The 13,995-nt window shown below is 64.2% G+C and carries 17 protein-coding genes; 9 read left to right on the top strand and 8 right to left on the bottom strand.

Annotated features, from left to right (window positions below; genetic code table 11):
• Window positions 1–5: 5 nt before the first annotated feature.
• The 5 genes from NSO95_RS10160 to NSO95_RS10140 all read right to left on the bottom strand — a co-directional run bounded on the left by NSO95_RS10160 (window position 6) and on the right by NSO95_RS10140 (window position 3,325).
• Window positions 6–443: an ExbD/TolR family protein gene (locus NSO95_RS10160; RefSeq protein ID WP_436278033.1), complete on the bottom strand. Its 438-nt coding sequence runs from the start codon at window positions 441–443 to the stop codon at window positions 6–8.
• Window positions 444–619: 176 nt separating this feature from the next.
• Complete coding sequence (locus tag NSO95_RS10155) at window positions 620–1,078, bottom strand: ExbD/TolR family protein (RefSeq protein WP_257596112.1); 459 nt, start codon at window positions 1,076–1,078, stop codon at window positions 620–622.
• 37 nt (window positions 1,079–1,115) lie between these two features.
• Complete coding sequence (locus NSO95_RS10150; RefSeq protein WP_257596111.1) at window positions 1,116–1,655, bottom strand: ExbD/TolR family protein; 540 nt, start codon at window positions 1,653–1,655, stop codon at window positions 1,116–1,118.
• Window positions 1,656–1,735: 80 nt separating this feature from the next.
• A complete protein-coding gene (locus NSO95_RS10145; RefSeq protein WP_257596110.1) occupies window positions 1,736–2,506 on the bottom strand; it encodes a MotA/TolQ/ExbB proton channel family protein in 771 nt (256 codons plus the stop codon).
• A gap of 72 nt (window positions 2,507–2,578) precedes the next feature.
• The gene (locus NSO95_RS10140; RefSeq protein ID WP_257596109.1) at window positions 2,579–3,325 is read right to left on the bottom strand and encodes an energy transducer TonB; all 747 of its coding nucleotides are present in this window, start codon (window positions 3,323–3,325) and stop codon (window positions 2,579–2,581) included.
• Window positions 3,326–3,748: 423 nt separating this feature from the next.
• Between NSO95_RS10140 and NSO95_RS10135 the strand changes: the two genes are divergently transcribed.
• Both NSO95_RS10135 and NSO95_RS10130 read left to right on the top strand, forming a co-directional pair.
• On the top strand, window positions 3,749–4,489 hold the full coding sequence (locus tag NSO95_RS10135) for a hypothetical protein (protein WP_257596108.1): 741 nt from the start codon (window positions 3,749–3,751) through the stop codon (window positions 4,487–4,489).
• Between the two features lie 116 nt (window positions 4,490–4,605).
• Complete coding sequence (locus tag NSO95_RS10130; RefSeq protein WP_257596106.1) at window positions 4,606–5,913, top strand: homoserine dehydrogenase; 1,308 nt, start codon at window positions 4,606–4,608, stop codon at window positions 5,911–5,913.
• Here NSO95_RS10130 and NSO95_RS10125 read toward each other — a convergent pair.
• Complete coding sequence (locus NSO95_RS10125) at window positions 5,900–6,466, bottom strand: hypothetical protein (protein ID WP_257596105.1); 567 nt, start codon at window positions 6,464–6,466, stop codon at window positions 5,900–5,902. The genes NSO95_RS10130 and NSO95_RS10125 overlap by 14 nt on opposite strands.
• A 78-nt stretch (window positions 6,467–6,544) precedes the next feature.
• On the opposite strand from NSO95_RS10125, the gene glpX reads away from it, so the two are divergent.
• From glpX to NSO95_RS10110, 3 genes are all read left to right on the top strand, one after another.
• Window positions 6,545–7,528, top strand: a complete 984-nt coding sequence (glpX, locus tag NSO95_RS10120; RefSeq protein ID WP_257596104.1) for a class II fructose-bisphosphatase — start codon at window positions 6,545–6,547, stop codon at window positions 7,526–7,528.
• 5 nt (window positions 7,529–7,533) lie between these two features.
• Entirely contained in the window at window positions 7,534–8,211 is a 678-nt protein-coding gene (locus NSO95_RS10115; protein WP_257596103.1) for a phytanoyl-CoA dioxygenase family protein, read from the top strand.
• A gap of 123 nt (window positions 8,212–8,334) precedes the next feature.
• Window positions 8,335–9,270 carry a ribose-phosphate pyrophosphokinase gene (locus NSO95_RS10110; protein WP_257596102.1) on the top strand — a complete coding sequence of 312 codons (936 nt, stop codon included), beginning with the start codon at window positions 8,335–8,337 and terminating at the stop codon, window positions 9,268–9,270.
• On the opposite strand, the gene NSO95_RS10105 is transcribed toward NSO95_RS10110, so the two are convergent.
• Window positions 9,251–10,228, bottom strand: coding sequence for a helix-turn-helix domain-containing protein (locus tag NSO95_RS10105; RefSeq protein ID WP_257596100.1), 978 nt, complete (start codon window positions 10,226–10,228; stop codon window positions 9,251–9,253). The genes NSO95_RS10110 and NSO95_RS10105 overlap by 20 nt on opposite strands.
• 48 nt (window positions 10,229–10,276) lie before the next feature.
• A complete protein-coding gene (locus NSO95_RS10100; RefSeq protein ID WP_257596098.1) occupies window positions 10,277–11,257 on the bottom strand; it encodes a helix-turn-helix domain-containing protein in 981 nt (326 codons plus the stop codon).
• A 109-nt stretch (window positions 11,258–11,366) separates the two neighbouring features.
• Here NSO95_RS10100 and hisN point away from each other — a divergent pair, with 109 nt between their 5' ends.
• The 4 genes from hisN to NSO95_RS15350 all read left to right on the top strand — a co-directional run bounded on the left by hisN (window position 11,367) and on the right by NSO95_RS15350 (window position 13,988).
• Window positions 11,367–12,140 carry a histidinol-phosphatase gene (gene hisN / locus NSO95_RS10095; protein ID WP_257596097.1) on the top strand — a complete coding sequence of 258 codons (774 nt, stop codon included), beginning with the start codon at window positions 11,367–11,369 and terminating at the stop codon, window positions 12,138–12,140.
• Between the two features lie 146 nt (window positions 12,141–12,286).
• The gene (gene rpmI, locus NSO95_RS10090; RefSeq protein ID WP_173213582.1) at window positions 12,287–12,490 is read left to right on the top strand and encodes a 50S ribosomal protein L35; all 204 of its coding nucleotides are present in this window, start codon (window positions 12,287–12,289) and stop codon (window positions 12,488–12,490) included.
• Window positions 12,491–12,607: 117 nt separating this feature from the next.
• Window positions 12,608–12,967 (top strand): 50S ribosomal protein L20, encoded by a 360-nt coding sequence (gene rplT / locus NSO95_RS10085; protein ID WP_257596096.1) that lies wholly within the window; start codon window positions 12,608–12,610, stop codon window positions 12,965–12,967.
• 172 nt (window positions 12,968–13,139) lie between these two features.
• The gene (locus NSO95_RS15350; protein ID WP_257596095.1) at window positions 13,140–13,988 is read left to right on the top strand and encodes an AraC family transcriptional regulator; all 849 of its coding nucleotides are present in this window, start codon (window positions 13,140–13,142) and stop codon (window positions 13,986–13,988) included.
• Window positions 13,989–13,995: the final 7 nt, after the last annotated feature.

The raw sequence follows: 13,995 nt of genomic DNA, 5'->3' as shown, positions 1-13,995 counted from the left end.
CGTCCTCAGTCGGCCATGCCGAACTGGCGGTATTTCTCGTTGCCGACGAAGCCGAATTTGGACACGCCGCTCGCCTTGATGGTCCGGAGGGTGCGCGCTGCGACGTCGTAGGACGCGTTGGCCTCGGGCTCGAACTGCAGCTCGGGCTCGATCGCCATCTCGGTCGTTTCGGCCAGGAGTGCTGCGAGTTGCGTCTCTGTCACCGTCGCGCCGTTCCACAGGACGCGGCCTGCGGCGTCGATCACGATCTTGTTGCTCACGGTATCCGGCGCGGGCGGGCAATCCGGCTGGCATGACTGTGGCAAATCGACTTCGACCGAATGCGTGGCCAACGGGATGGTGATGATGAACATGACCAGCAGAACCAGCATGACATCGATCAGCGGTGTCGTGTTGAGCTCACTCAGGGGTTCGGATTCCATCGCGGGAACGGCAAAGGCCATCGACTCTCTCCCAGTATGTAATGGTATGACATCACACATTGGGCGCGACGACAAGAGGTTTTGCGTTTCGCCTTGCAACCCTTGCATCGATCGAACTCCCGCCGTCCGGCATGCGCGCAACAAAAAAGGGGCGGATTGCTCCGCCCCCTTTCTCGTTGTTCTTTCTAACCCGAACCTTACTGCGCGGGTGGCGCGGCCGGGTCCTTGCCGAACTGACGGTACTTCTCGTTGCCGACGAAACCGAACTTGGTCACGCCGCTGCCCTTGATGATCTGCAGGACCTTCACCGAGAGATCGTAGCTCGCCTGAGGTTCGGGTTCGTACTGCAACTCGGGTTCGGGCTTGATCCCCTTGGTGATCTCGAGGTTCCGTACCAGCTCGTTGTCGCTGATGGTCGTGCCGTTCCACAGGATCTGATCGGTCTGGGTCAGAACGATCTTGTTCTGGATCGGATCGATCTGGTCCGGCGGCGGAGGGGTGTTATCCGGCACCGGAAGATCGATGTTCACCGCGTGGGTGGCCACAGGGATGGTGATAATGAACATGATGAGGAGAACGAGCATGACGTCGATCAACGGCGTCGTGTTCATTTCCATCATCGGCTCGCCATCGTCATTGCCGCCTGACATTGCCATGGTGGTTTACTCCTGAGTTACTGTTCTGCCGCGCCGATCAACCGTTGGGGTCGACCGGGTTGGAGATAAAGCCGACAGTCGGGTATCCCGCCATCTGCACGTTGAAGATCGTCCCTGCCACACAACGCCACGGCGCGTTCACGTCCGCCCGAATATGGACCTGCGGAACTTTGTCCGGGTCTTCGGCCAGCGCTTCAGCACCGCCCGCCTTTTCCACCAGGTTCTCGAGCCGTTCGAGCGAAAGATCGAACAGTTCCTGCGAATCGACCGGGGTGATGTTGTTGAAGTAAACCCGGCATTCGCCTTCGCGCGATGCCCCTTCGAACGCGGTGTCGATCGTCGACGGTGTCCGTCCGGCGGCGTCGGTGGTGGTCACGGTCAGCAGCAGGTTCTCGACCTTGTCCTCCGACTCGACCGTTTCCAAGATCGGCATCTTGAGGTCTTCGATCGACTTGATCGCAACCGGGACTGCGATGAGGAAGATGATCAGAAGCACCAGCATCACGTCGACCAGCGGCGTGGTGTTGATGTCCGACATCGGCCGCTCGTCGCCGCCTCCTCCGGTGGAAATCGCCATGACTTACATCCTATCCTGATTATTGCGTGATCGGTGATGCCGGGCGGCGGCCGCTGGCTGCCGCCCGGAATATCGTCCGATCAGGCCTTCGTCGCCGGTGCGGCAGTACCCGGCTTGGCCGGTGCCGGCTTGGCAGCCGGGGCAGCCGTTACCGCAGGCTTGACCGTGCCCTTCGAGTTGATGTTGGCCAGCAGGTCGGTCGAGAAGCCGTTGAGCATCGCGGCGATCCGCTTGTTGCGGCTCTGCAGCCAGTTGTAGGCGAGCACGGCGGGAACCGCGACGAGCAGGCCGATGGCGGTCATGATCAGCGCTTCACCGACCGGGCCGGCGACCTTGTCGATCGATGCCGAACCGGCCATGCCGATGTTCACCAGTGCGCGGTAGATACCGATAACCGTACCGAGAAGCCCGACGAACGGGGCGGTTGCACCGGTCGTGGCGAGGAACGGCAGGCCGCCCGCCAGCTTCGCATTGATCGAGGCTTCCGAACGGCTCAGCGAACCGTGCATCCAGTCATGCGCTTCGAGGCTGTCGGTCATCTTGCCGTGCTCGTCTTCGGCCTTGAGCGCGTCGTCGACGAGCTGGCGCCATGCGCTGTTCTTCTCGAGCTTGGCGGCGCCTTCCTTGAGCGAGTTGGCACGCCAGAACGTGGAACGCACGTCCTTCGCCTGGCGCATGATCTTGTTCTGCTCGAGCAGCTTGGTGATCAGGATGTAGAACGAGCCGGCCGACATGATGACCAGCACGCCCAGGATCGACCAGGCGATTGCACCGCCCTGTTCCATGGCTGCCCAGAAACCGAATTCGTTCTTCACTTCACCGCCGCCGGCGGCCAGAAATTCAATAATCATCGCGATAGTCCTCTCAAAAGGAAATTTTCAAAACCGGCGACCGGCGCGCCGCGCCGGCCGCAATTCAAATCGTTACTCCGGAATCTGCCAGCGCACCGTGTTCGAGTAGCTACCCGTCGTCGGTCTGCCCTCACCATCGGTTGCGGCGGCGAACCGCGCGCGACGCTGGATCAGGCTGCACGATGCATCCTTCAGTTCCTGCGGAGCATTGCCGCCGGTCACCGAGCAACCGGTCACCTTGCCGTCGGCACCGATCGAAAGGCTGAACGAGACCGTCCCGGCCAGTTCACGGCGGATCCACGCGCTGCGATAGTCCGAGTTCGTCACCCAGCCACCGGGGCTGTTGCGCGGCGCAGCTGCCTTGGGCTGGACACGCGGCTTGGGTTCCGGACACGCCGTACCTTGACGCACGACCGTACCGTCGGGGCACCGGGTCGTCGGCGGGCCGCACTGCGCGCTGATCGCCACGGTGGAGCCGTCGGGGCACTGCTTGGTCGTCGGCCGCCGATCGACCTGATCGTTGTCGATGATCCGGTCGTTCGACTGCTGCCGCGGCGGGTCCTGCCGGACGTTGATCTGCGGCGGAGGCACGAAGGGCGGGGGTACCGTTTCCGGCACTTCCTCCGGCGGGGGCGGCGGCTCTTCCTCGGGGGGTGGCGGTTCTTCGATATCCACCGTCGTTACCCGCTCCATCACCTGCTCGACCGCCTCATAGGCAAGTCCGCTGATGAGCGCGTAGCCGACAAGAATATGGATCAACGCCACGGCGATGATCGCGGTAATCTTGTTACCGCTCATCTCTTGATCAGCGTAAGCCATTCAGTCGCATCACTCCATCGTCAGCGCCGGGTAGGCCCGGCCGTTAACCCCATAGCAAGTACGAACCTTGCCAGAGACTCTTCCAGTCTGTCTACCCTGATAAACCCATCGGCAATTGCGGGACATATCGACCCACCGGACGCGACAGGCCCGGTCAGGGCCGCTTGAGGTGTCGGCGTGCTACCGCCCTCTTTTGGCGGACCCTTAGCTTCGATGCCAAGGGCAGGCAAACGCTTTGTCGATCAAGCGGGCCGACGCCGACCGGTTGCTTCCATCCGCATGCGAAATTCGTTCCGCGTTCAGGAAAGCAGCCCTATGTGTGCCAGTATGACATCCAGCAAAACCCCAATTGCCGTGCTCGGCCTGCTCCTAGCGACCCTGCCGCCGCCCCTCGTTGCACAGGACGAAAACGCAGGAACGGCAATGACTTATGCCGATCTGGCCGATCTTTCCGACGGTGCCCAACTGGTGCTGCGCGCCAATGTCCGCAAACAGGCTGTGCTCGAGCCGGAGCGTGCCGCCGGGGTCGCACCCGGCCATGTGCGGCTCTATGTCGAAGCCCGGACCACGGCACTGATTTCCGGCTCGGTGCCGGTCGGGGAGGCGCTGCGCTATCTCGTCGACGTGCCGCTCGATTCGCGCGGGAAGATTCCCAAGCTGAAGAACCGCGAGGTGCTGCTGTTCGCCAAACCCGTTGCCGGGCGACCGGGAGAAATTCAGCTGGTTGCGTCCGATGCACAGTTGCTGTGGAGCGATTCTGTCGAGGCAAGGGTGCGCGACATCCTGCGCGAATCGGTTGCCGCCGATGCGCCGCCGCGCCTGCGCGGAGTGCGCGATGTGCTGTCAGTCGCGGGGACTCTGACAGGCGAATCGGAAACCCAGCTGTTCATCGACACCGCCGGAGATGGGCCCCTGTCGATTACCGTGGCGCGGCGACCGGGCCAGCCTGCGGTCTGGGGTGTTTCCTGGTCCGAAATCGTCGACCAGGCTGCGCGTCCGCCGGAGCGCGAAACGCTCGAATGGTATCGGCTTGCCTGTTTCCTTCCGGCGCAGCTGCCGGTCGGGTCAAGCCTGTCGGCGGACCCTGCCGACCGGCGGCGGGCCGAGCAGGACTATCGTTTCGTGCTCGAGCAACTCGGCCCCTGTCCGCGCAATCGCAGCTAGGCGCGCGGCAAGACAAACTGGTTCCCATGCGCAGGGTGCTGCGGCTAACCGGGCGATGATGAAAGCTTTTGCCATGCTCGCGCTGCCAATGCGCACACCCGGCTTCGGTGGTCGCCGTGGCTGATCCCCTGCGCCTCGCCATCGCCGGTCTCGGCACCGTCGGCACCGGGGTTGTCCGCCTGCTGCAGGAAAACGCAGCGATGCTCGCCGAACGTGCGGGGCGCAGCCTCGAGATCGTGGCGGTGAGCGCGCGCGACCGCATGGTAGAGCGCGGTGTCGACCTGTCGCGCTTCGCGTGGGAAGACGACATGACCGCGATGGCCGCACGCGGCGATGTCGATGTCGTCGTCGAACTGGTCGGCGGTGCGGATGGCCCGGCGCTGACCCTGGCCCGCAACGCGATTGCGCACGGCAAGGCGCTGGTCACCGCCAACAAGGCGATGATCGCCCATCACGGTCTCGAACTGGCGCAGGCCGCCGAGACCGCGGGCACCGCGCTCAAATTCGAGGCTGCGGTCGCCGGCGGTATCCCGGTCGTCAAGGGCCTGCGCGAAGGCGCGGCGGCGAACCGGATCGAGACCGTGTATGGCGTGCTCAACGGCACTGCGAACTATATTCTTTCGACGATGGAAGCGAGCGGGGCGGATTTCGCCTCCACCCTCGGCGAAGCGCAGCGGCTGGGCTACGCCGAAGCCGACCCGACGTTTGATATCGAAGGGATCGACGCGGCGCACAAGCTGGCGATCCTCGCCAGCATTGCGTTCGGGTCGAGGCTCGATTTTGCCTCGGTCGCCTGCGAGGGCATTTCGCGGGTCCGCGCGGCAGATATCCGCCAGGCCGATACGCTCGGCTATGTTGTCCGCCTGGTCGCTAGCGCGGAGATCGACCATGCGGGCGAGGGGCCTGCGCTGTTGCAGCAGGTGCGCCCCTGCCTCGTCCCCAAGAGCCATCCGCTGGCGCATGTGACCGGAGCAACCAATGCGGTGGTCGCGCAGGGCAATTTCGTCGGTCGGCTGCTGTTCCAGGGCGCAGGCGCGGGTGACGGGCCGACCGCGAGCGCCGTGGTCGCCGACCTGATCGACATCGCGCGGGGCGATATCGGGACGCCGTTTTCGGTTCCCGCAGCGGCGCTCGTCCCGCTGCCGGCTGCCGATGCGGGGCACCACACCGGCCAGACCTACCTGCGCTTCTCGGTCACCGACCGCCCGGGCGTGCTGGCCGAGATCACCGCCGCGATGCGCGATGCGGATGTATCGATCGAAAGCCTGATCCAGCAGGGCCGCGCCAACGACGGCGGCGAAGTTCTGGTCGCGATGGTAACCCATGACGGCCCACAAAGCTGCATCGCACATGCGCTCGAACTGCTCGCGGGTTCGGCCAGCCTGACCGCGCCGCCGCTGGTGATGCAGATCATCGAGGACTAGCGACCGGCTCTGGCGGATCGCTGGCGACGGCTGCCTCGCTCGCAGGGGCCGGCGGCTCCTCTCCGCCATCATTGCCGAGCGGCGGAAGGCCGCGCGCGATCCGGTCGGCATCCGATCCGGGCGGGGCTTCGGGCAGTTTGGTGAAATCGACGAAATAGGCGGGCGGCGGCGGGCAGGGGTTGAGCCCGATCCCGCACAGGCCACCGACCGTTGGCGGGCCCTGGAAGATACCGCACATCGGCCCGCAGGGGTCGGGAGCCTGCGGGTTCCCCTTGTTCATCGTAGCCGCCGCGTATTCGTCCTCCGCCGTTTTCGGCGAGCGAATGCGGTACTTGTCGGGATCCTCCAGCTCTTCGGCGCAGACGATGATTTCTGCGCCCTGCTGCGGTTCGCATTCGGGCTCCGGCGCGGGCGGACCATAGGCGTCGCGCGCGGTGTCGAACACCTGCTCTGCGGTGACGGGCGGCCTAGCTTTGTCGTCGGCCTCCTGGGCTGCGGCTCCGTGCGCCACCACCAGCAGGCCCAGCGGCCAGGAGCGCAGGATTCTCGACAATGACGCACTCCCGCACTAAGCGCCGCAACCATCCCGCGCGGCCTGCGCGCCAAACTCGCCTCGAGGACTGAATTCACCATGAACCAAGCCAATGTTTCCCCCAGCAGCGTCCTCGACCGGGTGCTGGTGCTCGAGATGGTCCGCGTGACCGAAGCCGCTGCAATTGCCGCCTCCAAGCTGATCGGTCGCGGCGACGAAAAGGCCGCCGACGCGGCAGCGGTCGAGGCGATGCGCAAGGCCTTCGACACGCTCTACATGGACGGTACGGTGGTGATCGGCGAGGGCGAGCGCGACGAAGCGCCGATGCTCTATATCGGAGAGAAGGTCGGCGGCGCGCCGGGCAAGGGGCCAAAGATCGACATCGCGCTTGACCCGCTCGAAGGCACGACCATCACTGCCAAGGCCGGCCCCAATGCGCTGGCGGTGCTGGCAGCGGCGGAAGAAGGTTGCCTGCTCAATGCGCCCGACACCTATATGGACAAGATCGCGGTCGGCCCCGGCTATCCGCCCGACGTCATCAGCCTGGAAAAAAGCGTCGAGGAGAACGTTTGCGCCGTTGCCAAGGCCAAGGGTGTCGCCCCGTCGGACATTATCGTCTGCGTGCTCGACCGCCCGCGCCATGCCGAGATTATCGCGCAGCTGCGCGCGCTGGGCTGCGGGGTGGTGCTGATCGGCGACGGCGATGTGGCAGGGGTGATCGCGACGAGCGATCCGGACACCACGATCGATATGTACTTGGGCCAGGGCGGCGCCCCCGAGGGCGTGCTCGCGGCGGCTGCGCTGCGCTGCGTCGGCGGGCAGTTCAACGGCCGGCTGGTGTTCCGCAACGAGGACGAGAAATCGCGCGCCCGGCGGCTCGGCATCACCGACTTCGACCGCATCTACAAGCTGGAAGACCTCGCCCGCGGCGACTGCATCTTCGCTGCTACCGGCGTCACTTCCGGCTCGCTGCTCGACGGGGTCAAGCGCCTGCGCGATGGCAAGATGACTACCGAAAGCGTGGTGATGCGCGCCAGCTCCGGCACCATTCGCTGGATCAGAGGCGAGCACCGGGACGGGTAGGTTGGGTGGCCCTAGAAACGACTTCTGATTTTGCGACTATTGGTGCGCAACGCTTCAGAAGCGCCTTTATGCGCTGCATCGATAAAGTGGAAGATGCTCTTTCTACCATTCCCAAGGGTGAAGCCGGTCATCGGCTGCACGGAATTAAGGCACTCAATCCGATACTAGCTTCCGACGGCTGTATCGGGGCTGTTGCTGCGTCAATCTTGGGAGCTTCCGCCAAACCAGTAAGAGCGATCCTGTTCGACAAGTCGGCTGAGACGAATTGGTCACTTGCTTGGCATCAGGACCGAACAATCTGTGTGAAGGAAAGGCACGAGACACCCGGTTTCGGCGCTTGGACGATCAAAGAAGGCCTGCACCATGTAGCTCCCCCGCTTGACCTGCTAACTCGAATGGTCACGTTGAGGGCGCACCTTGATGAAGTGCCCGCGACCAATGCACCGCTGCTCATTGCGCGGGGGTCGCACGCGTTTGGCCGCGTGCCCGTAAAGAATGTGGTGAGGACCGTTGAGTTATGCGGCACTGTCGAATGTCTTGCCGAAGCTGGAGACATTTGGCTTTACGCAACACTGATTCTTCACGCGTCAGAGAAGGCATCAATTCCAGCGAGCAGGCGGGTGCTTCAAGTCGACTATACAGCTGAAGAGCTTCCGGGTGGATTAGAATGGCTTGGCGTATAGCGCCTGCTTGCCTCGCTAATCTACATCCGCCCCCAACCCGTCGACAACCGCCCCACCCGCGTTGCAATTCCATGACGGCGCGTTAGGCGGGGCGCATCACCAGCGTTCGGGGATTCGCTTACCATGAAGATCATGTCCGGCAATTCGAACCTGCCGCTTGCGCGCGCGGTCGCGGCCTATCTCGAACTGCCGCTGACCGACGTCAGCGTGCGCCGGTTTGCCGACGAGGAAGTCTTCGTCGAAATCCACGAGAACGTGCGCGGCGAAGATGTGTTCGTAATTCAGCCGACCAGCTTTCCCGCCAACGACAATCTGATGGAGCTGCTGATCTGCATCGATGCGCTGCGCCGCGCCTCGGCCAAGCGGATTACCGCGGTGGTGCCCTATTTCGGCTATGCCCGGCAGGATCGCAAGCCGGGCCCGCGCACGCCGATTTCCGCCAAGCTGGTGGCCAATCTGGTGACCCAGGCGGGGGCAGACCGGGTGCTGGCGGTGGACCTCCACGCCGGGCAGATCCAGGGCTTCTTCGATATCCCGACCGACAACCTCTATGCCGCGCCGGTCATGGCGGCAGATATCCAGGCGCGCTATGGCGACCGCCAGCTGATGGTGGTCTCGCCCGATGTGGGCGGCGTGGTGCGCGCCCGCGCGCTGGCCAAGCGGCTCGACAACGCGCCGCTCGCGATCGTCGACAAGCGGCGCGATCGGCCGGGCGAGAGCGAAGTGATGAACATCATCGGCGAGGTGAAGGGCCGGCATTGTATCCTGATCGACGACATCGTCGATTCGGGCGGCACGCTGTGCAACGCTGCCGAAGCGCTGCTCGATGCGGGGGCAACCTCGGTTGCGGCATATATCACCCATGGCGTGCTGTCGGGCGGCGCGGTCGCGCGGGTCAATGGTTCCAAGCTGACCGAACTGGTGATCACCGACACCATCCGCCCGACCGATGCGGCGCAGGACAGTGACAAGATCCGCATCCTCGCCATCGCGCCGCTGATCGGAGAGGCGGTGCGCCGAATTGCCGACGAAAGCTCGGTCAGCTCGCTCTTCGACTGAAGATCGGCTTGAACGGCTCGCGCATCCACGGGCGAACCGCATCGGGGCTGATCCGTTCGAGCATCTCCAGCCGCCGCGCCTGACGGATTTCGAGGCTCAATGTCAGGAGGCCCTGACGGTTGCTGGTGAATTCGCGCGGGGCCATGCCGAAGAAGGCCTGGAATTCGTGAATCCGGTGCGCCTGGTCGAAGAAGCGCAGGATGAACTCGTCTTCTTCTTCCTGGTCCGCCACGCCGCATAGCCGGGCAGCAAAATCGAGCACGCGCGCGCGGCGCAACACCTGCTTGGGCGTCAACCCGAAGTCGCGCTTGATGATCCGCTGTAGCGTGCGCATCGAAACATCGTGTTCGTCGGCGAATTCAGTCAGCGGCCGATTGGGGTCGGCGAATGCCTGGAGTTCGAAGATTTGCGAGAGCGCTTCGGGCTCCTGCGCCCCATGTGCGGCGATATATCCGCGCAGCCAGTCCTCGATCGCGTCGAGCCACTCACCGGGATCGAGATCGAGATTGTACAGCCCGGTGACTGCGCGGTCGGGCACTCCTGCGGCTTCCATCGGGCGGATCCGGTCGACCAGCGCTGCGTCCTCCAGCCCCCAGATCGCCCGCATCGCGCCGGGCCGCATCATCAGGCCGGCGACCTTGATGCCGCCCGAATATTCGAGCGGCCATGCCCGCGAATGCTGACCGCACAGGATCGTCTGGTCGCGAATCTGCAGCGGACCCTCGGCGGTGCCCACGGTCCAGTTCACCCCTACGGCGGAACGGATGTAGGCGGCATCGTTGCACAGCGTGCCCATCGCCAAGGTGCTGGTCCGGTCATAGGCGAAGGCCACCATCGCCCGGGAAACCCACGGCTCGAGGTCCTTGGCCGGCGGGCGGTTGAGCGCGAGCGGCACACCGTCGGGCGTTTTGCCCGTTTCGGAAAAGTATTCCGGTTCTGCAGAGACTTTTGCCGTCATCGCGGCCCGGCCTCCATCCGGCATGCTTGTGTCCCCATCTGTCGCATCTCAGTGCCTTGCGGGCCCGCTCGACGATTTGTCGCGCCAAGGCAAGTCCGTACCCGGTGCGACCCGCTCGAGCTCCTCCAGCCGCCGCGCCTGTCGCTGCTCCAGGGTAATGGTGAGCAGCGGGCGCGGCTGGGCGCGGAACTGCTGCGGCGTCACCCCGAAGAACGACGTGAAGTCGCGAATCAGGTGCGACTGGTCGAAATAGCGCAGCATCATTTCGTCATGCTCTTCGTCGTCGGCGACATTGCACAGCTGGGCTGCGAGATCGAGCGCGCGCGCCCGTCGCATCACCTTCTTCGGGGTCAACCCGAAATCGCGCCGAACGACGCGCTCGAGCTTGCGCAGGCTGATGCCATACCGCCCGGCAAACTCGCTCAGTTGCTGCGAGGGATCTTCGAACGCAGCGTGTTCGAACGCGATCGAGATCGGGTCGGGTTCGTCGGGCTGCACCCGTGCGATGTAGCGCCGCAGGGCTTCTTCCAGCGCGAGGTTCCAGTCGCCCGGAGTGCGGTCCTCGGTGAAGACATCGGCCAGATCGTCCTGCATCACGCCGAAGATATCGACCCGCTCGATCCGGTCGAGCATGGTGTCCGCGGCTCTTCCGGTGAGTGCCCTGAAGGCGCCTGCGCGCAGCCCGAACCCGGCCGACATGATGTCGCCGGTGCAAGTGAGCGGCATGTATTTCGAATGCTGCCCGAACTGGAGCACCTCGTTGCGGTAAATGGCGTGGCCATCGACGGTTACCGCAGTCCACCGCCCGTTGAAGATATAGCGGGTGTAGGCGAGATCGTTGCACATGCCGCAGGCGATCAGCAGGTCCTGGTCGTTGGTCGCCTTGGCGGAAACCAGCCGCGCAACCCATGGAGCGAGGTCGGACGCGGGTGCACGATTCTCCGACAACGGCTGGCCGTCGCGCGACGTGCCCGACAAGGGCGCAAGATACTTACGCCAGATTTCCGTGTCGGCACTCGGCTTGTTCATCGATGCGACCTGTCCCCAATGCCGTGGTCTGTAAGGGTTTTTGCGATGGTTACAAGCGAGACGCACTGCCGAGACTTGACCCGGCCAGCCATGCGGGCGAAGCGGCCCGATGGCCCGCATCCCTGATCACGAACTTGCCGAACGCCTTGCCGAAGCGGCAGGCGCAGCCATCCGCCCGCTCTTCCGGGCGGATTGGGCGGAGGAGCAGAAAGCCGATACCACCTTCGTTACCGAGGCCGACCGTGCCGCCGAAGCGGCGATGCGCGCGGTCCTCGAAGCCGAGCGGCCGGATGACGGGATCATCGGGGAGGAATATGGCACGCGGAACGAAGGTGCCGGTCGCCAATGGGTGCTCGATCCGATCGACGGGACGACCAGTTTTATCGCCGGGCGGCCGATCTTCGGTACGCTGATCGCGCTGGTGCAGGACGGCTGGCCCGTGATCGGGGTGATCGACCAGCCGATCTTGCGCGAGCGCTGGGTCGGGCGCATCGGCCATGGCACGACATTCAACGGTAAGCCCGCCCGGGTCCGCACCTGCAAGGAGCTGGGCGATGCCGTGCTCGGCACCACCACACCGCATCAGTTCGCGGGCGAGGAGGTCGATGCCTTCATGGGTCTCGCCAAGGCGGTCGCCGAACGCAAGATCATCTACGGCGGGGATTGTTACAACTACGGCCTCGTCGCGTCGGGCCATGTCGACATCGTGTGTGAGGCGGGCCTCAAGCTGCACGATTTCGCGGCACTGGTGCCGGTGGTCGAAGGTGCGGGCGGAGTGATGAGCGACTGGCAGGGCAATCCGCTCGATGCCGGCAGCGACGGGCGCGTGCTGGCGCTGGGCGACCCGGCGCGGCTGGAGGATGTGCTCGAGGCGATGGGGTGACCGGGCGGGAATCGCTTGCAATCTGCGCCCGGGACGCTAATTGCGCGCCCTTCACCGACACGTGATTCATCTGCCGGTCTGGCCGAAAGGGCTGCCAGGGCTGGCACGAACGTGTCTCCGAACCGACATCCGTCAAGGAGATGAAAATGCCCAAGCTGAAGACCAAGAGCGGCGTGAAGAAGCGCTTCAAGCTCACTGCCACCGGCAAGGTCAAGCATGGTGTCGCCGGCAAGCGCCACCGCCTGATCAGCCACAATGCGAAGTATATCCGCCAGAACCGCGGCACCACCGTCCTGTCCGAATCGGACTTCAAGGCGGTGAAGAAGTGGGCGCCCTACGGGCTTGATTGATCTTTGAGCGGCTCCAGCCCGCTCCCCCTCCCAGCCACCCGATAACTTACCGGGTAGCGTATCGGGTGGCTGGGAGGGGGAGCGGGCCGGCACCGAGTTTCTAGAAGGATATACGAAATGCCTCGCATCAAACGCGGCGTCACCACGCGCCAGAAGCACAAGCGGCTGCTCGACCAGGCCAAGGGCTATCGTGGTCGCCGCAAGAACACCATCCGCGTCGCGCGCCAGGCGGTCGAAAAGGCCGGCCAGTACGCCTATCGCGACCGCAAGGTCAAAAAGCGCAGCTTCCGCGCGCTGTGGATCCAGCGCATCAACGCGGCGGTCCGCGCCGAAGGTCTGACCTACTCGCAGTTCATGCACGGTACCAAGCTGGCCGGGATCGAACTCGACCGCAAGGTCATGGCCGATCTCGCGATGAACGAGGAAGCGGCCTTCAAGGCGGTCATCGCGCAGGCCAAGGCGGCATTGCCGGCCTGATCCAATCTTAAGCGAATTCGAAGGGCGGTCCGGCAACGGGCCGCCCTTTTCTTTTGCGCGCCACGAAAACCGAAGTTGGAAAAACGCGACAGGATAGCTATGGCGCTGGCGGGTTGTAAGAATGCGACACGCCGAGGGGACGACGGTGTCAGAAGCTGCTTGCGATATTTCCGTGCGTTTTCACGAACCCCCGGCCGATCTGGCGGGGTTGTTCACCACTTTCTATCGCGTCGAGTTCACTTGTTCGGATGGTCGCGTGCGTGATGCTCTTCAGCCTGAATGGAGTGGCTTGCGGTTCTTCGAGGGAGCCCTCCCGCAGACCCGGATCGGCAATGGCGACCTGCTTGAAAATGCCGATTTCACCGCAATGGGCCCCAGCAGCCTGCCGATTGCGTTCCGTCTCGGCACCAGCCGCATGTGGGGCGTTGGCCTTCTCCCGCAAGGCTGGGCGACTTTCATGCGGCACCCGGCATCCGATTTCGCCAATCGCATCTATGACGGGCGCTTGGCCCCAGCCTTCCAGCCGTTCGTCCCGCTTGCCGATACGCTCGACTTCGCCGAGGCATCGGAGCTCGCCGATCTCGAACGTATCACGACATTCTTCCGCACTCTGCGCGAGCGCTCCCCGTTGCCCGATCGCCGGATCAAGGCGATTCACGAAATGCTGCTTGACCCCGAACTGCCCGATGTTGCCTCGATGGCCGACCGATGCGGGATGAACCAGCGCACGATGGAGCGTCTGTGTCGCCGCTATTTCGGCTTCCCACCCAAGCTGCTGCTGCGCCGGCAAAGGTTCATGCGGAGCCTGTCCAAGTTCATGCTCGATCCCTCGCTCGGATGGATCGGCGCGCTCGATTCGCTCTATTTCGACCAGAGCCATTTCGTGCGCGATTGCCATACCTTCCTCGGCATGGCGCCGAGCGAATATGCCGCGATGGAGCACCCCGTGCTGAGCGCCTTCATGCGCGAGCGGATGAAGGCGCACGGCTCGGCGGTGCAAACGCTCGACAGGCCGGGCTGAGCGGGCC

Source organism: Parerythrobacter lacustris, assembly GCF_024626475.1.
GTDB lineage: Bacteria > Pseudomonadota > Alphaproteobacteria > Sphingomonadales > Sphingomonadaceae > Parerythrobacter_A > Parerythrobacter_A lacustris.
The sequence above is the reverse complement of the archived record's forward strand: the minus strand, read 5'-3'. Positions and strand labels throughout refer to the sequence as shown.

Bases quoted from the DNA above. Each gene is read 5' to 3' on its own strand.
- NSO95_RS10160 (WP_436278033.1), bottom strand. From the start codon at position 443: ATGGCCTTTGCCGTTCCCGCGATGGAATCCGAACCCCTGAGTGAGCTC.
- NSO95_RS10155 (WP_257596112.1), bottom strand. From the start codon at position 1,078: ATGGCAATGTCAGGCGGCAATGACGATGGCGAGCCGATGATGGAAATG.
- NSO95_RS10150 (WP_257596111.1), bottom strand. From the start codon at position 1,655: ATGGCGATTTCCACCGGAGGAGGCGGCGACGAGCGGCCGATGTCGGAC.
- NSO95_RS10145 (WP_257596110.1), bottom strand. From the start codon at position 2,506: ATGATTATTGAATTTCTGGCCGCCGGCGGCGGTGAAGTGAAGAACGAA.
- NSO95_RS10140 (WP_257596109.1), bottom strand. From the start codon at position 3,325: ATGGCTTACGCTGATCAAGAGATGAGCGGTAACAAGATTACCGCGATC.
- NSO95_RS10135 (WP_257596108.1), top strand. From the start codon at position 3,749: ATGACTTATGCCGATCTGGCCGATCTTTCCGACGGTGCCCAACTGGTG.
- glpX (WP_257596104.1), top strand. From the start codon at position 6,545: ATGAACCAAGCCAATGTTTCCCCCAGCAGCGTCCTCGACCGGGTGCTG.
- NSO95_RS10110 (WP_257596102.1), top strand. From the start codon at position 8,335: ATGAAGATCATGTCCGGCAATTCGAACCTGCCGCTTGCGCGCGCGGTC.
- NSO95_RS10105 (WP_257596100.1), bottom strand. From the start codon at position 10,228: ATGACGGCAAAAGTCTCTGCAGAACCGGAATACTTTTCCGAAACGGGC.
- NSO95_RS10100 (WP_257596098.1), bottom strand. From the start codon at position 11,257: ATGAACAAGCCGAGTGCCGACACGGAAATCTGGCGTAAGTATCTTGCG.
- hisN (WP_257596097.1), top strand. From the start codon at position 11,367: ATGGCCCGCATCCCTGATCACGAACTTGCCGAACGCCTTGCCGAAGCG.
- rpmI (WP_173213582.1), top strand. From the start codon at position 12,287: ATGCCCAAGCTGAAGACCAAGAGCGGCGTGAAGAAGCGCTTCAAGCTC.
- rplT (WP_257596096.1), top strand. From the start codon at position 12,608: ATGCCTCGCATCAAACGCGGCGTCACCACGCGCCAGAAGCACAAGCGG.